This window comes from Limosilactobacillus reuteri, assembly GCF_020785355.1.
In the GTDB taxonomy this organism is placed as follows: Bacteria; Bacillota; Bacilli; order Lactobacillales; family Lactobacillaceae; genus Limosilactobacillus; species Limosilactobacillus reuteri_I.
Map to the genome: position 1 here is coordinate 26,208 of NZ_JAJGVH010000046.1, position 17,512 is coordinate 43,719.

The following is a 17,512-nucleotide window of genomic DNA, read 5'->3' on the forward strand; positions in this document are numbered from 1 at the left end:
CTTCTAACCAAAGAAAGCGTTATTATATAAAATAGGAATATTATGATAACAATTGGGGAATTTTATTAGGGAGGAAGCAGATCGTGCTTGAAACAGCTAATTGGATACAAAAATATTTTAATCAATCACCAGATGCAATCTTCTTATTTAAAAATGATGATCTTTTAGTCAGTAATGAGCCGGCACAACGGTTAGTTACTATGCTTAATTTAGATGTTAATTACCTATTACAAATTGGCAAAAACGCTTGGTCACAACTAGAAAATGATGACTGTGCGTCATGTTTGATTAAAAAGCGGTTACAGGGAGCTGTAGTTCCGATAACATTTCATTCCAATGCTACTCATCCCCTTCACTTTTCAATGGTTTATCGTCCTCTTGATGATAAAGAAAATGTCTTTGCCTTGACTCTTGAAAATCGTGAGCAACAGCAACGCCTTTCGCAGATTGAAGAGCACCGAATTCTCAATCAATACATAAATGAAGCACACGAAAAGGAACGGCAAAAAATCTCACAAGATCTTCACGATAGTGTTGCACAGGGAATCTACGCCGCAATAATGGGCATTCAAAGATTAGCAACGGTGCAAAATCAAAGAAATACTGAGCAATTTCAATCAATGAGTGCTGCAATCGAAAAGCAGTTACAAACGACTCTTAAAGAGATTAAAGGGCTCGCACTTGATATTCGCCCCTCAGTTCTTGACAATTTTGGCTTAATTCCGGCAATCAAAGCTTTGGCGAAACGCCTTCAAAGTAGCACCGGAATCACGATTGATGTTATAGCCCTTACCTCCGCTGAAAAATTACAAAAAAATATCCAAAACGTTCTTTACCGCATTACACAAGAGGCAATTAATAACGCAATTAAACATGCTCATTCAACAGAAATAAGTATTATTGTTACGGATCACGATAATTACCTTCAGTTAGAGATTCTTGATAATGGAATTGGATTTGATATTGATCAGCATAGTGGATTTAATGGGCATTCACTTGGATTAATGAATATGAATGAACGCGTTAAGGCATATAACGGGGCCTTTACAATTACATCAAAAATTAATAAGGGAACGACAGTTAAGGTAAAGTTTCCCTATAATAATGCTTTAAATAAGGATATGGTGAGAACAAATGTATAACGTTTTAGTTGCAGACGACCACGCAATTGTTCGCTCAGGAATTTCATACTTAGTTAATCTTCAACCGAATTTTACGGTGGTTGATGGGACAGCGAGTGGAACTGATACATATATTCGAGTTGAACAAGGCGGAATTGATATCTTAATTATGGATTTAAGTATGCCCCCTGGCGAAAATGGCCTAATTACTACTCGTCGAATCCATGATAAGTTTCCAAAAGTTAAAATTATCATTCTCTCGATGCATGAAGAACAGGAATATATCAACAAGGCAATGGCAAATGGCGCAATGTCTTATATTTTGAAGAGTTCACCAGATAGCGAAATTGTTAATGCCCTAAAACATGTTATAAATGGCGAGAAGTACCTTGATGCAAACATCATTGTTAGTAAGACAGATATTAGAGAAATAAATGCATCTGGTAATACCTTAAAACTAAAGGGCTACAATAGTCTTTCAAAAAGGGAGAAAGAAGTCTTTCCGCTTATTGCTTTAGGGTATTCAAATAAAGAGATCTCACAAAAGATGTTTATTTCAACAAAGACAGTGGAAGCACATAAAGCAAATATTTCACGCAAACTTCACTTACATGGACGGGTTGAACTAGTACAATATGCTATTCATCACCATTTAATTGACCTTTAACTAGGCGGGGATTCTTAATTAGGAAGAATCCCCGATTTTATTTACTTCGATGTTTTTCTACAATAAAAGAAACACGATTAAAGGAGTGAATTTCTAATGGCTACAAACCTCAGTCGAGATGATGAGTTACAGGGAATTCTTAGTGATGTTGCTCGCAAACGTTTTACTAACAGTCGCCAAGTTAATCCCGTTTCCAACCTATTTTTAACAACTAAATACGCCGTTGAAAAACAATATATTTCAGGGGCCGTTATTGACGAGTCATTTAGTTCAACATTAGCAGAAATAAATTTAAAAAATGCTGTTTTAACTGATCATGGTCGCAATAAGCTTGCACAACTTCTCACTCAATCAACAAAGGAGAATTAATTAAGATGGATATTCAAGATAAGCTAAAACGAGATTACGAAAATAAATCGATCTATACTGCAGGCTTTTACGCAGACCCAGACAATGAACTTGCAAATCGCAAAAAATTGTTTGATGCCTTAAAATCATTAGTCAAGAATCAAGCAGCAACAACCCCGTTTGCTTTACAAATCATGCTTACAAATGGTGAAATTAATGTAATGCCCCTCGGACTTGTTGACCTTGAAGAACTTAAAAAATATGAAAGTGAACAACGATCCAAGCATGGATTAGATGAGCATAATGATGATATTCCTCTCCTAATTCAATATGCCCCTCATGCAGAGAAAAAAGAAGTAGTTAAAAAAAGAATAGGCACCGTTCAAGATCTTTTTACAAACTTTAACGAGCAAATTGAAAAGATATGGCAAACTGTTAAAGAATTTATGCAGGATAATTTTGCTTTATTAACAACTATCGAAAAGGATTTGATTGCAGATAGTCAGAATGTGATGCATGAGTATCGAATTACTTTTTCCAGGATGACTGAAGCGGAACGAAAAGAAAAGCTGGGGTTTAGTGTTCCGGAAGATGAAATTAGCCAATTCTGCCGCTACATGGCTGATATGCATGAAGTTCAAGCAATCGTATTATCTGCGGGGGCCTTTGCTAACCATGAGCTTCTTGGTAAAAATTCCTTTACTGAAATGATAAGCGATAATATTCGACGGAGTACTCTCTTTTGGGTTCTTGATAATACCTTCTACGAAATTTACTATTATTTCTACATGAGTAATGACAATGATAAACTCCATAAGCGACTTAAACATCAACGAGAAGCTCTCATCGTTAATATGCGTAATGATGCTTTTCATCGTGCACAAGAATTTACTGAGAAACAAATTAAAAATGTTGATTTTAATGAGTATTTCAGTGATATCTTCATCCCCGTTGCTGAACAAATAATTGCTGAAGTAAATAAATTTAAGGACTGATATTGTGAATTTAACACCAGATGAACGGTTGGTGGATGCATTAACAACCGTTATTTATCAATATCCTCCAATGGTTCGCGAAATGATTAGCTTGAGTACTGGTGAAGAAGAACGGCGGCTAAGGTTGTCGCTTTTTGAGGCTTTTAGTTATTTCAACGAAAAAGATCTCACAATTGATCAAATCACAGCTGCTCAACTACCAGAACTATTGGCATTAACAACTCATTTAAATCCTCCTTCTTTTCAACCAAATAACCTAACTCCTGGAGAATTCGCTAGTCAAAAAGCCTATTCATATGTTACGAGCTATTTAATGAATCGATTTGTCCGTTCACTAAGTACTGTGGGTAATCCTCCACAAGTAATTGAGGAGTTGACAACTGACGCTGGGGATGTGATGCTTGCACAGATTCAACGACTACAGTTTAACTATAATCAACAATTTAAGGTGGCTGACTATTTAGCGGATGTTAAAGCACGATTGGGATTGCTGGGAGCAATGACTGCAAAACAAAGTGCTGTTCTTAGCGGAGCAAGAAATGAAGTTGTTTCACTAGCTGGACAGATTGGTCAAGCCTTTGGTACTGCTAGTTATATTACACATGAGTTTCAACAGCTTAGTAATGATCTCAACTCGTTTGTAAAGATGATAACAAGTGGGCAGTATCCCCTAGCGCTTTTATTCGCTCGCCAACAAAATCCACAATGGTTTAGTAATTTCTTCGCTTCAGATCATCGTCCTTCACAAGCGATGTTTAAGCAAGCTCATCAATTAGCACTTGGACGAAGCGATGATGTCAAACAACTGATTGATGATATCTTCTCCCAGTTAATCCTTGATATTGAAGTATTACCGGCTGGTCAAACTCAGGATAAATTGCTTAGCCTAGCTGAAGAACTAAAAAAGGAATAATTTAAAACTGAAAATGGAGATTAAGGAAAAATTATCCTCATCTCCATTTTTTCAATGTATTATTTAACGATGTGAACATCACCATGAATATAATGTTTCCATAGAGCAAACCAGCAAATTACACCGGTTAACGCTAAGAGCGCAATTCCAAGCTCATAACTGCCTGTCCATTGGTAAATATAACCAATAATTAATGGCGGGAAGAATCCTCCTAGGCCACCAACAGCTCCAACAAAACCAGTAACCGCTCCCGTATTACCTTGAGATACATATGGAACCATTTTGAAGACAACCCCGTTACCGATTCCTGCAGAAAGACCAACCAAAACAATTCCTGCGATAAACATAAATTGATTGTGAAAACTAAGCATAATCCAAATAGCAAAAATAACAATTGCTACAAAGACCCATTGTAATAATGCCATTGGTCGCTTTCTATCGGCAAGGTAACCACCAAATGGACGAACTAACGTACATACAAAAGCAAATAATGCTGAATAAAGACCGGCAGTAACAGGAGTATAATGAAACATCCCGGTTAAGAACGTTGGTGTTAAGTTTGTAAATGCAACAAATAAACCGAATGTCAGAAAGTAAAACAGTGATAGGTACCATGTTCCACTGTCCGTAGCAACAGACAATGCTCCCTTAATCGTTTTACTTTTATCAACTGGCATTTCCTTACAAAAGACTGCAAAAAGAACACCAAAGATTACTGTAAGAATAATCAAAAAGTAGTAAACACTATCGAATCCCGCTGCCTTGGAAATGTAAGGTAAAGTCATTGCAGCCACAGCGTTCCCCATGTTCCCCATTGAAACAATTCCAAGGGCTAGCCCCTGCTGTTCTGGCGGGAACCAAACTGAAGCATAAGAAACTCCAACGGCAAATGATGTTCCTGACATCCCAATAAGCAATGCTGCAAAGAGTAACATTCCAAATGAATGGACATGCGGAATCATAATTAATGGAATTAAAATAAAGGCCATCAAAATCAAATAAACCTTTTTTCCACCGTAACGATCGCTTAAGATCCCTACTGGAATTCGCATAATTGATCCCAAAAGGACAGGCGTTGCTAATAACAACGTTCGCTGCGATACATCCAAATTGAACATCTCAGCAACTTGGGATGCAAGTGGCGCAAAGTTAGACCACGACATAAAACAAACAATCATTGCAAGCGTGGAGAGGATTAATGCAGTATAAGCATTTCGCCTACTCCCATGAGCAACATCTTTAACACTTGACATAATCAAGTCCTCCTCCTATGTAATTTAATTCTAACTATCTTCTAGAATAATCTAGCCACCACTAACCGGCGGAATGATTGCGATTTCATCATCGGCCTCTAAGGTAATTAGATCTGCGTTAACAAATTCTTGATTAATTGCTATCCGCGAATTTGCTAAAGTTGACGTCAGTTGTGGTGCTCGCTGGCTAATTTGCTTAAGAAGGTCGTCTACTCGAATAGGATTAGCAACATCAAGAGTGATAGATGGCCCTAACTGATCTTGTAAAAACGCAAACAATTTAACGTTAATTTCCATTAGTTTCCCCACCTTACCTTATCTGTATCATATTCCTTTTTCCAGATTGGTACTTCATGCTTAAGTGTATCAATCACATATTGGCACCATTTGAATGCTTCTGCACGATGAGGAGCCGCTACACCTACAAATACCGCGATATCAGTAAGCGCCAATTCGCCAGTCCGGTGAGCGACAACAACGCGACCTCCTTGTTTTTCAATCGGTGCTGCAATTTTTTCTAATTGTTTTTCTGCCATGGGATGATAAGCTGAATACTCAATCTTAGTAGTCTCGATCTCGCCAGTCCATTGACGAACAGTGCCAACAAACATATCAATTCCTCCGTACTCTGGAGCAACGAGCTGTTTATACATCTCACTTACATCGATGGGCTCATCACTTATTCGTAAATAATGCAACAATAATCACCCGCCTTTATCATGCTTATTATTACACACGATAGTAGCCCTTTAGAATTAGTCAAATCCCTAATAATAGGATTTTAAGAGACTTGTTATACTAGCACCTGAATGAAAGGACGATTAATCAATGAATACTTTAATTCTCTACGATACACTCTACGGTCATAACTTCGAATTAGGAAACTTTATTCACCAAACTATCCTTCCGTCTGCCATTTTTCTTTCTTTTAGGGAAGCCCTTCAAGTAAAATTGGATAGTATCGACTTGCTTATCCTCTGTCCCTGTACTTATGGCGAAGGACAACTGACGACATCTGGAGAAAAGTTCTATAATTATCTTTGTCAGTTTTCTGTTCCAAGGCTGGTTTATTATATTGCAGGTGTAGGAGATAAAAATTTTGGCTCAGTAAAATTTGCTAACGCAGTAAATACTTTTGATCACCAACTGCGGAAACATGGTGCCTCACCATTAGCATCTTCATTAAAAATCGACTATGAAGACCTGCCAACTGCTCAGCAAACAGTTACTGATGAAATCACTAATTTCTTAAGAAAAGGAAGAGATTCTAATTACTAAGCATCGTTATCATCTAACACTTTTTACTGCAATTTTATTGGTTATTATTACAGTAGTTTTCGCTCTTTCTTGTGGGCGAATCTATTATTCACCAATCATAATCCTTCAAACGCTATTTCATCCCCAAAGCAATCCTGCCGCAGCAAACATTATTTTTAACCTTCGCCTTCCCAGAATCATCGGTGCGCTGTTAATTGGCGCTGGCCTAGCAATGGCTGGTTGTTCTTTCCAGAGTGTTTTTCATAATCCTTTGGTCTCGCCTGATATTTTAGGGGTATCATATGGTTCGGCTGCCGGGGCTGCAAGCGCAATTCTCTTAGGTTATGGTATTGGACTTACCCAGCTCTTTGCTTTTGTTGGTGGAATTATTGCAGTCAGTTTGACTTTATTGATTGCCCATACCCTTCATCAACGGGGCACCTTAATTTTAGTATTAGCTGGAATTGTGATTTCTGGTTTTATGCAGGCATTGGTTGGATTACTAAAGTATATTGCTGATCCAGATTCACAATTGCAAAGTATTGTCTACTGGCAACTAGGTAGTTTAGCAAAAGTTGATTTTTCGAATATTATTGCTGTTCTTCCATTTTTGATTATAGGTACACTAATTCTGTTTGTTCTTCGCTGGCATATGACAATCCTTTCGCTCGGTGATCAGCAAGCCCGTTTAGAAGGAATTAATGTGGGGATGGAACAACTACTGATAATTACCGCCAGTACGTTTCTAACTGCTGCAACAGTTTGTCTTAGCGGAAATATTGGCTGGATTGGACTTGTAATTCCTCATATTGCTCGACTTTTAGTTGGGGATAATACAAAAGAAAACCTTCCCCTTGCAGCAGTTATCGGTGCACTCTTTTTGTTAATTGTCGATACAATGGCTCGATCCCTATCGGTAGGGGAAATCCCATTAAGTATCCTAACTGGCTTCATCGGCGCACCTTTATTTGTTTATATTCTAATTAAGAAGAAGGTGCAATTAAATTGAAAGTCCTCGAAGTTAATAACCTTAGTTTTGCCTATTCAAAAGCACATCCAGTCTTTCACAATGTTAACTTTAGCCTCGAAGCTGGAGAGATATTTACGATTCTTGGCCCTAACGGTGTTGGAAAATCAACTCTTCTCCACTGTTTAGTCGGACTTTTGGCACCAAATGAAGGAAACGTAATAGTTGACGGAAAAGAGTTTGGGACTGTGAAGTACAAAACGCTTGCACAACAAGTTGCCTATGTTCCTCAGGATTATCATATTAATTCCAATTTAACAGTGCTTGATTATCTATTAACTGGTCGTGCGCCTTACCTTTCTTTTCTTCAAACCCCGCATCAGAAAGACGTTCAACTTGCTGAAAACTATTTACAACGTTTTCATCTTTCGCCTTTTCGTGACCATCCCTTGATTTCATTAAGCGGTGGTCAGCAGCAGCTAATTGTGATTATTCGAGCCCTACTTCAAGAACCACGCTTGTTAATTCTCGATGAACCTATGGCCGCCCTTGATTTAAGTCGACAGTACGAAATATTAAAACTAATTCAAGACTTATCTCAGCAAAAAATCACCATTATCCTCACTACCCACCTTCCAGACCATGCCTTAATGTTACCGACTACAATTGGCCTTCTTGATTCGAATGGTTCCATGATTACTGGGCCGTATGAGGAGTTAATGACAACTGAAAAGCTAGAAACGATCTATCATGTCCCACTAACTCTTGCTTATCTTCCACAATTACAACGATATACTTGTCAAATTAAGATATAGTAAAAAAACTCTCCTAACTTGGATAATTTCCAAATCGGGAGAGTTTTTTAGACTAATTTTCACCGGCTAAAATTTGCTTTGCCTGTTTAGCTGTTAACTTGTAGTGGTAATATTTTTGATAGAATTTTTGCACTTCAGACACCATGTTAACATTCTTCATTTCTTGGGGATGAAGAGTCTTAGCTGCCCATAAGACTTGAAGTGCTTCTTCTGCACTATAACGATCCCATGGGAAGGTACCTTGAGGATTTCCGTATACTTTGTTTTCTCGCACAGCCTTCAATTGGTTTAGCTGACGATTGGCACGTAATGCTTTTCGCGCTTGGGCAGTAGACGTACTACCAACGATAATTACATCCGGATTTACTTTGATTAATTCTTCAGGCGTGACTGAAATCTGATTTCCCTTTTTAGAAATAGCATTCTTTCCACCTGCCAGTTTAATCCATTCGTTAACAATTGTTTTTTGCCCGTCAACCTTGGTGAGATCTGTTGAATTAACAATATGAAGAACCGTTGGCGTTGATTTGCGGCTCTTCAAATGCTGCTTAACAAGGTTAATATTGTTTGTTAATTCTTTGTTGTATTGTCGAGCAATCCTTGGAGAATTTCCCCCTAAAATATTTGCAGTTAATGTAACTGATTTCTTTAACCCAGCAAAATCGGTATACATTGCATTAACTGTTGGTAATTTTGCTTGACGGGATTCCTTTATTTGAGCTTGATCGGAGGCAATTACAACGTCCGGTTTTGTCTTTACCAATTCTTCAACTTGAATTTGATTGCCTGCTAATGGTGCAGCAACTTTAACAATTTTTGGATCTACTACTGTGAACCAATGTTGTTTCTTAACAAGGGGAGTAGTGGCGACTAACTTATTTTGTCCTCCTAATAACAAAACAACCTGATTATTAGCATGCCATAAGTCGGCAACTCGATTAACTTTATTGGGAATCTTTACTTTTTTTCCCGTCATATCGGTTACGGTTCTTGTTGAACTGGCCATCGCTGAACTGCTAACAATACTACTAAACAGTAAAAATATTGCTAAAAACTTCAATAATTTTTTCATCATAGTCTCCTATATTTTATTTATGTTTAATTATAGCTGCGTTAAATATAAATAAAATAAGGGTTTTTATCTAATTCCCTAATATTTTCTTACTTGTTTTCGTATTAAAATCAAAGAAAATGGAGGAATATTTATGAAGCGAAATCTTAAATCAGCAGTATATAAACACCTAAACTTTGCTAATGATTTTCAAAATTTCTTTGATTTTCCGGATTTTCGTGAAATGAGACCAATTATCCGAGAAGCAGTTCAGCAACTTGCTAAAGATCGCTTTTCACAACCAGTCTTACCTGTTAAAATTGAGCATCAAGCACTTGCGATTGAACAACAATTAGAACGAGAAACTAGAAAATATCAGCAACAAGACGGTTTCTATCCTAACCAGCAGTCTGAACTTCATAATTTAATTCGGCTCTATACTAACCTCTTACAAACGATCAGTAAGCGTAAAACAATTGACCAAGAGATTGAAGATGTTATCTATGCCGTCAACCAAACTCGTGAAAGTCTCCGTAAACTAAAAAGGCTTGAAGGTTCTGGAGATTTATATGAGGATAATCAAGATAAGGAACTTGTACCGGGAACCTTTTATGATATTGTAACGCGACAGCTAATCCGTCCTTACTTGTTAAATCCACAGGGAAAGATGATTCCGAAAAATGTTAATTATGAGGGCCGCCAATTAGTAGTTCAAATGATTACTTATTGTTACCGTGATTGGGATTCTTATCTTACTCACCAATACGATGAACAATATAACATCAAAAATGAACGTGGCCTAACAAGCAACGAGTATTACGATAAATTAGAGGAAAATGAATTGAAATATGCTGACCATGCCTATGCTGAGGTGATTGCAGATACATTTAACGAATTTAAAAAAATTCTTGTTCCTGAATATCTTGCCACTTTTGATATTATGTCAACTAACATCGAGAAAATTCTCATCCAATATCCTCGTCTCCGCCTGCAGTTCAATCAGGTAATCGCGAAAAATTTTAAGCTCGATACCCATGGGAAAATGCACGTAATGGATGCCCCACTCCAAGATATAAGAAATAAGTATAACTACTACCGTGAAAACTTTAGTTAGGAGATTTTAGATTATATGAAACCCAAAATTACACCTGAAATGAAATTGGGGATGAAAGAGTTTGAAAATACCATGTTTATGCTCAAAGCAATCCCTCGTGAAGAAAATATCAATCGTTTTGCGCTTCAAGGTAACCTCACCCCAGAACGATTAGATAACATTGCCTGGTTCTTACCGGCATATCTTTCAGCCGATTTCAACCTCTTCTTTGTTTTTGCTCCAAACATCAATAATCGTTGGGCAATTAGCTGCTCACAAGTTCATATTGAGAATGATAACCAAATTACAGCAATGAGCGAAACTGTTCCAACGGGCCTTGGCTTGAATGCAGTAAATGAATTAAGTCCTAGTTCCGCAATTGAACTGGTAGCTTATCTAAAAACACTCGAAGTAAATGGATTAGGTTATTTCGACGAAGAAGTAGGTAAAGAAGATGTTGATCGATAATTCTTAAATAGCTACTTTTTTACAATTAGTGCATAAAAAACACCCTTCACATTTTCGTGAGGGGTGTCATCATCCGTTAATATCAGATATCTAATGTGCCTGTTATAGTTGCCCTTTATTTGTCATTAAACTGACAATTATGTTCACAAAACAATATTAATCTCTAAACTTTAAATAAGATAACTTACAACTCTCTATATCGAACTTTTACTAAAAAACCACCCATAATTCAAATCATTCGATAATTTGAATCCCTAATAACAAGCTTTATTATAAAATTAAATAAAACAAGTATTCTCGAAGTAATTTTTGATGGAGCACCTTCAAATCCATCAAAAATCTTCCCCAATGAACTTTAGGTCTCTTTCTATCAACTATAAATAAAAATCAATTTAGAATGTAACTTTACCGAAAGTAATTTTTCTTAATTTAGCGCTATTAATCATAAATTACTTTATATATTAAAACTAACAATTATTTTATACGCATATTACAAGTTATTTAGTACGGTCGAAGGAGTATATGAACTGTATTCAGATACTCTAATTTATTTTTGGGGTAAATGTATTATCATTTAAGAATGGAGTTAACATTTTAACTAAATTGATTAATTTTATAGCATTCTCTAATGAATAAGTGATATTCAAAGGCCTATACTAGTTCATTTTACCCGTAGGTTTTCTAATAAAAATAATTAGTAAATATTAATCAACTCCTCTTAATTATTTTTAAAATTTATATTGCATTTTCTGGTCTATTATCGCATAATTGCTATACATAGCTGTTCGAAACATACAATCTCATATCCTGTGATAATTATAATTCATTAATAAATTCAAAAAAATGATGAACATCAACTTTTGAAATTTTAATAAAGGAATAATAGCTATGAAAAATAAAGATTATATACATCGTGTCCCACTATTTACTGATTTATCTAATGAGGGTAAGAAGTATCTTGAAAGTTTATTACATCACAAAACTTTTGACAAAGGAGATCTTATTTTTTCACCGAATTCACAAGATGAGCTAATTATTGTTGTTTTAGGCCAAATGAAAGTTTATAAGTTGAATAAAGATGGAAAAGAACATATTATCCGAATTATCGGCGCTGGAGATTACGGTGGAGAAAATTATTTGTTCGATCTGCAAAATACAACAGTTTACGGAATTGCTCTAACCAAGACTGAAGTATGCATCCTTTATAAAGCAGATTTTCATAAACTACTAAAAATAGACCATCAAGTTGGACAAAATCTTTTAAAATTAAACGCTAAAAAATCAGTTGAATTAGAAAGACAAGCACAATTACTATCTTTTTATCGCGTTGATGTTAGGTTAGTAGCCTATTTAGAAGATCTTTATAATATTAATGAAGAAGAAAATTCTATTACCCTACCGATGTCACTAAAAGACCTCGCAAGTTATTTAGGTACTAGTGCTGAAAGTCTCTCTCGTTATTTCAAGGATTTTGAAACAAAGGGCTGGATCGAACGACATCACAGAAAAATTATTATAAAGCCGGCTTTTTGGGAGGAGTTTAAGTAGGACTTATGCAAATAACATAATTTTAATAGCTATTTATATCCTAACTGTTGATATTAACTAAATTTAACATTGAAATAGAATGAATTTTGAAGAAGTCTTATCATTCAATTGATTTAAGCTCTTCATAAGCAAAAAGATGGCGACGTTGAGAAAAAACTTTTCTCGCATCTCCATCTTTTTTATAATTCTTCAGTTTGTTTATACAGCTTTGAGATTACTTTTGGCGGTAAATTACTATTTTCAAGGAAGTTAAGCAACTCATCACGGTTAATCATTCCTGCTTGAATTCCACTTATAATCTCATTTGACAGTTTAGGATCTTCCAAATTAATTTCCATTTCAGCAACCAGTTTAGCAATATCTTTGGTCCTTAACAATTCATAATTAGACCATCCCCGATTCCACGGACGCCGGATATTTGTCGCAATTAATACTAACAGTTTAATCAATGGTTCATTAGTTTTATCCTGTTTAACACTAAGACCGTGTTCCTCGTTTAAGAATGCAATAACCTTATTGATGGCCTCATTTACACTTGATAATTCAAGCCCATAAGCACTCATTTTCAATTGATAAAGTGATAGGAAAGCAGCGCCTTTAACATCGTCCCCAGATAATCCATATTGGTTAGCAAGCAACTCTTCTAAATCTTGTTGATAGTTACTGATATTGGCAAATGGATTAAATTTATTGTCAATTAAGACTTCTTTTTCTGGAATATAGTATGGAAGGCCCTGTTGATGTTTATAAAATGAAGGAAGCCTATCTCCATCTTTAATAAGAAGTGGACTAAAGATGAAAATTTCAGGAGCAATATCAACATCCCTAAATTCTTCTCTAAAGTCAATAATAAAATATTCCATCGTCATTTCATTGAATTTATTTTGAATGTATTGGTCGAATCGTTCTTTATCAATTGATGGATTTTGACCATGAATAATTTGGTAAGCCTGTTGTGCAGAAATAAGGCCATACAAGGCAACGAATGATTTGAGATATTCATCAATCATTTTATCAGTTTGTGGATCGAATACTACTGGAAGTTTATCTGATTCACTAAATAATGAAGCAAGAAAATCTTCTATCGTTTGATCTTCCTCCTCATCTTCATCAAAGTCGACCGGGTCTTTTTGCGTGTATACGAGAATGTCATCGTATTCATTGTCACTAATGATGTCTTTATCTTTTAAGTACTTTGCTAGTTTTTTCAACGAGGCCTTAATATTCGTTCGTTCTGTTTTGCCTACTCCGTGAAATTCTAATTCATCAACACTAGTCTGAACATAGATGTTGAAAAGAGTGCTCAAACGATAGGCAGCCCATTCATTAAGATAAAATTGCAGGTTATCTTGATAGCGGCGAACAGTTTTAGCACTATAATTATGTTTAGCATCAGCAAGAAAGAGGTCTAAGAGTTGATTATTTGCGTCTTGGATTTGTTGGATCGTATTATCAACCTCATCGGCAGTAAGATCTTCTCCATCTAACTGACTTAATCTTCTTAACTTATTAGAAATTTCTTTTAAGTACAGTTCTTCTAAATTTACGTGTTTAATGCTAAACGGTTGAGCCATTTCGATTACCTTAACCGTCTCGCCTTCACCAACATAAATTCTACCTTTTTGCTGCACCTTTTTAAGCAATGCTTTTGCTAAGTCCGTTTCATTAGTGCTAGTTTTTTGTGGCTTTATGACATCTTGATAAAAATTAGTTATAGTTTTTATTTGTAAAGGGTGAATCGTTTTACCGATTTGCCAATCCCCACCGGTGGCTAAGTAATCTGTCAATGATTCGGCAGACAGTCCTAGTTCTTGCCAAATTATTGCTAGTTGCTTCTCAAAGCGCTCTTTAATCGTCTGTTTATTTTTAGCATTTACATCAAATAAGACGATTGCCATGGTAGTAGCATCATTTAAGAAAATCATATTCTTTTTGCGTTTAGCGGTGTAGTAAGTAGCATGCCATGAAAAAAGCGGATTAGCTAATGATCCTGCCACAGCCTCTTCGCTCATTGCTTGTTGATAAGTATTAAATAGCTTTTGTGCTTTCTTTTCGACGTTAATAAACACTTAGTTTCCCCCATCTCTTTTCGTAATCATTACATTTCCATCTTCTGGATTTCCATAGACTTCATAAGCGCCATTGAGCTTAATTTCCCGATAGTCTTGACCGGCATAATTTCCTTTAATCGTATACTTTCCATCTGGTAAGGTGCCAACAGGTTGGAAGAGCTCTGGTACCGGCTTTTTGTCTGTGACGATAATTTCAAATTCGCCGTCTACTCCCCCATTGCTAAATGTCAACTTTTGACTAGTATCATCATTAATAATGACAACTTCAGCTTTATCAGTAGTCTGACGTATTTCTTCTTCCATTTCTAAATTCTCCTACCTTTTTATTTATTACATTTTACAATTATCATTCCCATTTTGCCAATTATCTTTATTGATATTCATAAAGAATAATTTGCGGTATACTATTAATAGACAATTTATTGCATTAGGGGTGCCCATAGTGCTGGGCTGAGATATGCAGAGATGCATGGACTCTAGAACCTGTAAGTTAACGCTTGCGTAGGAAAATGCACCGGACTTTAATACTCAAAGTAGGTGTATTTCCTACCTTGAGTATTTTTTATTTAAGGAGCTAATTTTATGGTACAACGTCAAATTGACTGGTCACTAATCGATCGGGTTCGTGCTAAAAATCCGATTGTTCTTAACCTGGCCAATTTAGTAACAATTGATAAAGTTGCCGATGCCGTTAGTGCTGTCGGAGCGTCGCCAATCATGTCTGTTGAACCTGCTGAAGCGGATGAAATGGTGATGCTAGCAAATGCCCTTTCTATCAATCTCGGAACGATTAATGAGCAGCAGGCAACACAAATTAGAACGGTTCTGCAAGCTGCCACGCCACTAAAGCCCCTCGTTTTAGACCCAGTAGCAGTAAGTGCGGTTCCATCTCGCTTAGAGTTTGCCCATTCATTGCTAAATGATTTTCATTTTGATGTTATTCGTGGTAATGCCAGTGAAATTGCTGCTTTAGTAGAGGCTGACAATACTAGTCATGGAATTGATGCAGGTAAAGTTCCTAACCAGGTTCAAATTGCCGAAACGTGTGCTCGACGTTACCATTCAATTGTAGTCTTAACCGGTGAAACCGACCTTATAACTGATGGGCAAGTTATCTATGAGAACCCCTTTTCTGCCGAGATGTTAACGATGAATGTGGGTAGTGGTGACATGCTTTCTAGTATCATCGCTGCATTTTTAGGGACTACTACTAATACTTGGGATGCTTGTATTGTTGCAACGGTTTTGGTATCTGCTGCTGGGGTATTAGCTAACCGTTATTCAGTAGGACTAGGTTCGTGGCAAGTACAATTTTTTGACCAGCTTTCGATTATGGATACGAAAGCATTACTAGAATTTTTTGCAGAAAGTGAGGAAGATTACCTTGATTAATGATTATCCCCAGGCTCTAACAATTGCTGGAACTGATAGTGGCGGTGGTGCTGGTATTCCAGCAGATGTAAAAACGATGCAAATGCGAGGCGTATACTCAGCGATGGTAGTTGTAGCAGTCACAGCTCAAAATACATTGGGAGTGCAAGATGCCCTGCCAATGCCTGAAAAATTAATTGATGAGCAATTTGCTTCAATCGCTGATGATTTGAAAATTAGGGCTTGTAAAACGGGGATGCTTGCTGACCCTATTCGCGTAAGAGCAGTTGTACGAAATTTAAAAAAATATGATTTCGGGCCACTTATTGTTGATCCGGTCATGGTAGCAAAGGGTGGCGCAAAGTTGCTTAGTGATGATGCGATTTCAATTGTAAGGGATGAACTTATCCCCCTCGCCTCCCTGGTTACGCCAAACATTCCAGAAGCTTGTGAGTTGACGGGAATCGCAATAAGGGATAAAAATGATATTAAAAAGGCTGCCCGCGAATTGCAAATGCGTGGAGCAAAAAATATTCTCATAAAAGGTGGCCATGCAGAATCTTCAGACAAGGCTGATGATTATATTTTATTTGAAGATGGTAATGATATGTGGTTAACTGCTCCCCGTGTTAATACTAAAAATACTCACGGAACTGGTGATACAATTTCTGCATGTATTACTGCGGAAATTGCTAAGGGTCACTCCATGGAACAGGCGATTATGATTGGGAAGACATATGTTGAAAAGACGATTAGCAAGGGTATTAACGTTGGTCATGGTCATGGGCCACTTAATCACTGGGTTAAAATTGAAGGAGACGATCTAAAATGATGTTTGATCCAAAAATGTTACAAGTATACTTAGTTGGCGGAACACAAGATGTTCATAATGATGTTGTTAAATTTCTCGAAAAAGTGGAGCTAGCAATGAAAAGTGGTATCACTGCTTTTCAATATCGAGAAAAAGGAAATTCGAAGTTACGGCCTAATGAACGAGTAGACTTAGGGTTAGAATTACGGACCTTATGTACGCGCTATGGAATTCCATTGATTGTTGATGACGACTATGAATTGGCCCAGCAAATTAACGCTGATGGAGTTCACGTTGGGCAAAATGATACTAAGATTGAACAGGTATCTGTCGCTGTAGGTCATCAGATGTTCATTGGCTACTCCTGTAATACACCAGAACAAGTTGAACGTGCTAATACAATGGACTTTATTGATTATATCGGTTGTGGTCCTGTTTTCCCTACAAAATCAAAGCCTGACGCCGATACTGCCATTGGACTCAATCGTCTTGAACGTTTAAACATGATCAGTGAGCGTCCGGTAGTTGCAATTGGGGGTATCGATGAAGAAAATATGAAAGTTGTTCACGACACAGGAGTTGCAGGTCTAGCTGTTATTTCCTTAGTCTTTAATAGCAAAGATCTTGCAGCGACTGTAAAGAAAATGAAGAATTTGTATAAATCGAGTAGGAGATAATTGATTAGTTCAATTATCGACCTCTCACACCACCGTACGTACGGTTCCGTATACGGCGGTTCGACAACTTAATCACATTGAATTG

At 36.7% G+C, this 17,512-nt stretch carries 20 protein-coding genes and 1 riboswitch; of the genes, 14 read left to right on the forward strand and 6 right to left on the reverse strand.

The features are described from left to right. The first annotated feature begins 83 nt into the window (after positions 1-83). The 5 genes from LMB56_RS01830 to LMB56_RS01850 all read left to right on the forward strand — a co-directional run bounded on the left by LMB56_RS01830 (position 84) and on the right by LMB56_RS01850 (position 4,044). Positions 84-1,142: a sensor histidine kinase gene (locus LMB56_RS01830; RefSeq protein WP_229283405.1), complete on the forward strand. Its 1,059-nt coding sequence runs from the start codon at positions 84-86 to the stop codon at positions 1,140-1,142. Further along, positions 1,135-1,788: a response regulator gene (locus LMB56_RS01835; protein WP_122481163.1), complete on the forward strand. Its 654-nt coding sequence runs from the start codon at positions 1,135-1,137 to the stop codon at positions 1,786-1,788. The genes LMB56_RS01830 and LMB56_RS01835 overlap by 8 nt, the downstream gene beginning before the upstream one ends. A gap of 96 nt (positions 1,789-1,884) precedes the next feature. Beyond that, on the forward strand, positions 1,885-2,157 hold the full coding sequence (locus LMB56_RS01840) for a hypothetical protein (protein WP_229283406.1): 273 nt from the start codon (positions 1,885-1,887) through the stop codon (positions 2,155-2,157). 5 nt (positions 2,158-2,162) lie between these two features. Continuing rightward, positions 2,163-3,131: a hypothetical protein gene (locus LMB56_RS01845; protein ID WP_229283407.1), complete on the forward strand. Its 969-nt coding sequence runs from the start codon at positions 2,163-2,165 to the stop codon at positions 3,129-3,131. Between the two features lie 4 nt (positions 3,132-3,135). Beyond that, a complete protein-coding gene (locus LMB56_RS01850; protein WP_229283408.1) occupies positions 3,136-4,044 on the forward strand; it encodes a polyprenyl synthetase in 909 nt (302 codons plus the stop codon). Between the two features lie 59 nt (positions 4,045-4,103). Here the strand turns inward: LMB56_RS01850 and LMB56_RS01855 are convergent, their stop codons facing one another. The 3 genes from LMB56_RS01855 to LMB56_RS01865 are packed head-to-tail and all read right to left on the reverse strand — an operon-like array spanning position 4,104 to position 5,995. Continuing rightward, positions 4,104-5,297 carry a nitrate/nitrite transporter gene (locus LMB56_RS01855; RefSeq protein WP_229283409.1) on the reverse strand — a complete coding sequence of 398 codons (1,194 nt, stop codon included), beginning with the start codon at positions 5,295-5,297 and terminating at the stop codon, positions 4,104-4,106. Between the two features lie 51 nt (positions 5,298-5,348). Then, entirely contained in the window at positions 5,349-5,594 is a 246-nt protein-coding gene (locus tag LMB56_RS01860) for a MoaD/ThiS family protein (protein WP_218046782.1), read from the reverse strand. Next, positions 5,594-5,995 carry a molybdenum cofactor biosynthesis protein MoaE gene (locus LMB56_RS01865; protein ID WP_153702131.1) on the reverse strand — a complete coding sequence of 134 codons (402 nt, stop codon included), beginning with the start codon at positions 5,993-5,995 and terminating at the stop codon, positions 5,594-5,596. The genes LMB56_RS01860 and LMB56_RS01865 overlap by 1 nt, the downstream gene beginning before the upstream one ends. 130 nt (positions 5,996-6,125) lie before the next feature. On the opposite strand from LMB56_RS01865, the gene LMB56_RS01870 reads away from it, so the two are divergent. The 3 genes from LMB56_RS01870 to LMB56_RS01880 are packed head-to-tail and all read left to right on the forward strand — an operon-like array spanning position 6,126 to position 8,336. Continuing rightward, on the forward strand, positions 6,126-6,575 hold the full coding sequence (locus LMB56_RS01870; RefSeq protein WP_229283410.1) for a flavodoxin domain-containing protein: 450 nt from the start codon (positions 6,126-6,128) through the stop codon (positions 6,573-6,575). Continuing rightward, positions 6,568-7,563, forward strand: a complete 996-nt coding sequence (locus tag LMB56_RS01875; RefSeq protein WP_411377877.1) for a FecCD family ABC transporter permease — start codon at positions 6,568-6,570, stop codon at positions 7,561-7,563. The genes LMB56_RS01870 and LMB56_RS01875 overlap by 8 nt, the downstream gene beginning before the upstream one ends. After that, entirely contained in the window at positions 7,560-8,336 is a 777-nt protein-coding gene (locus LMB56_RS01880; protein WP_229283412.1) for an ABC transporter ATP-binding protein, read from the forward strand. The genes LMB56_RS01875 and LMB56_RS01880 overlap by 4 nt, the downstream gene beginning before the upstream one ends. 52 nt (positions 8,337-8,388) lie before the next feature. Here the strand turns inward: LMB56_RS01880 and LMB56_RS01885 are convergent, their stop codons facing one another. Further along, positions 8,389-9,408 carry an ABC transporter substrate-binding protein gene (locus LMB56_RS01885; protein WP_229283420.1) on the reverse strand — a complete coding sequence of 340 codons (1,020 nt, stop codon included), beginning with the start codon at positions 9,406-9,408 and terminating at the stop codon, positions 8,389-8,391. A 133-nt stretch (positions 9,409-9,541) separates the two neighbouring features. Here LMB56_RS01885 and LMB56_RS01890 point away from each other — a divergent pair, with 133 nt between their 5' ends. From LMB56_RS01890 to LMB56_RS01900, 3 genes are all read left to right on the forward strand, one after another. After that, complete coding sequence (locus LMB56_RS01890; RefSeq protein WP_229283413.1) at positions 9,542-10,501, forward strand: hypothetical protein; 960 nt, start codon at positions 9,542-9,544, stop codon at positions 10,499-10,501. A gap of 15 nt (positions 10,502-10,516) precedes the next feature. After that, positions 10,517-10,948, forward strand: coding sequence for a hypothetical protein (locus tag LMB56_RS01895; protein ID WP_229283414.1), 432 nt, complete (start codon positions 10,517-10,519; stop codon positions 10,946-10,948). 888 nt (positions 10,949-11,836) lie between these two features. Beyond that, positions 11,837-12,496 carry a Crp/Fnr family transcriptional regulator gene (locus LMB56_RS01900; protein WP_229272577.1) on the forward strand — a complete coding sequence of 220 codons (660 nt, stop codon included), beginning with the start codon at positions 11,837-11,839 and terminating at the stop codon, positions 12,494-12,496. A gap of 179 nt (positions 12,497-12,675) precedes the next feature. On the opposite strand, the gene LMB56_RS01905 is transcribed toward LMB56_RS01900, so the two are convergent. Both LMB56_RS01905 and LMB56_RS01910 read right to left on the reverse strand, forming a co-directional pair. Then, entirely contained in the window at positions 12,676-14,565 is a 1,890-nt protein-coding gene (locus LMB56_RS01905) for a DUF6933 domain-containing protein (protein ID WP_229283415.1), read from the reverse strand. Further along, a complete protein-coding gene (locus LMB56_RS01910; RefSeq protein ID WP_003663603.1) occupies positions 14,566-14,871 on the reverse strand; it encodes a hypothetical protein in 306 nt (101 codons plus the stop codon). A 116-nt stretch (positions 14,872-14,987) separates the two neighbouring features. Next, positions 14,988-15,093: riboswitch (TPP riboswitch) on the forward strand. 57 nt (positions 15,094-15,150) lie between these two features. Between LMB56_RS01910 and thiM the strand changes: the two genes are divergently transcribed. From thiM to thiE, 3 genes are read left to right on the forward strand one after another with little or no spacing between them, the layout of a single operon-like run. Then, the gene (gene thiM / locus LMB56_RS01915; protein WP_229283416.1) at positions 15,151-15,960 is read left to right on the forward strand and encodes a hydroxyethylthiazole kinase; all 810 of its coding nucleotides are present in this window, start codon (positions 15,151-15,153) and stop codon (positions 15,958-15,960) included. After that, complete coding sequence (thiD, locus tag LMB56_RS01920) at positions 15,953-16,771, forward strand: bifunctional hydroxymethylpyrimidine kinase/phosphomethylpyrimidine kinase (RefSeq protein ID WP_229283417.1); 819 nt, start codon at positions 15,953-15,955, stop codon at positions 16,769-16,771. The genes thiM and thiD overlap by 8 nt, the downstream gene beginning before the upstream one ends. Continuing rightward, positions 16,768-17,427, forward strand: a complete 660-nt coding sequence (gene thiE / locus LMB56_RS01925; RefSeq protein WP_229283418.1) for a thiamine phosphate synthase — start codon at positions 16,768-16,770, stop codon at positions 17,425-17,427. Before thiD ends, thiE begins: the two co-directional genes overlap by 4 nt. Positions 17,428-17,512 lie beyond the last annotated feature (85 nt).

Excerpts from the sequence above, each read along its gene's own strand:
- LMB56_RS01910 (WP_003663603.1), bottom strand. The coding sequence starts at position 14,871 with ATGGAAGAAGAAATACGTCAGACTACTGATAAAGCTGAAGTTGTCATT.
- LMB56_RS01890 (WP_229283413.1), top strand. The coding sequence starts at position 9,542 with ATGAAGCGAAATCTTAAATCAGCAGTATATAAACACCTAAACTTTGCT.
- LMB56_RS01855 (WP_229283409.1), bottom strand. The coding sequence starts at position 5,297 with ATGTCAAGTGTTAAAGATGTTGCTCATGGGAGTAGGCGAAATGCTTAT.
- LMB56_RS01870 (WP_229283410.1), top strand. The coding sequence starts at position 6,126 with ATGAATACTTTAATTCTCTACGATACACTCTACGGTCATAACTTCGAA.
- LMB56_RS01885 (WP_229283420.1), bottom strand. The coding sequence starts at position 9,408 with ATGAAAAAATTATTGAAGTTTTTAGCAATATTTTTACTGTTTAGTAGT.
- LMB56_RS01900 (WP_229272577.1), top strand. The coding sequence starts at position 11,837 with ATGAAAAATAAAGATTATATACATCGTGTCCCACTATTTACTGATTTA.
- LMB56_RS01845 (WP_229283407.1), top strand. The coding sequence starts at position 2,163 with ATGGATATTCAAGATAAGCTAAAACGAGATTACGAAAATAAATCGATC.
- LMB56_RS01835 (WP_122481163.1), top strand. The coding sequence starts at position 1,135 with ATGTATAACGTTTTAGTTGCAGACGACCACGCAATTGTTCGCTCAGGA.
- LMB56_RS01860 (WP_218046782.1), bottom strand. The coding sequence starts at position 5,594 with ATGGAAATTAACGTTAAATTGTTTGCGTTTTTACAAGATCAGTTAGGG.
- thiE (WP_229283418.1), top strand. The coding sequence starts at position 16,768 with ATGATGTTTGATCCAAAAATGTTACAAGTATACTTAGTTGGCGGAACA.
- LMB56_RS01895 (WP_229283414.1), top strand. The coding sequence starts at position 10,517 with ATGAAACCCAAAATTACACCTGAAATGAAATTGGGGATGAAAGAGTTT.
- thiM (WP_229283416.1), top strand. The coding sequence starts at position 15,151 with ATGGTACAACGTCAAATTGACTGGTCACTAATCGATCGGGTTCGTGCT.
- LMB56_RS01840 (WP_229283406.1), top strand. The coding sequence starts at position 1,885 with ATGGCTACAAACCTCAGTCGAGATGATGAGTTACAGGGAATTCTTAGT.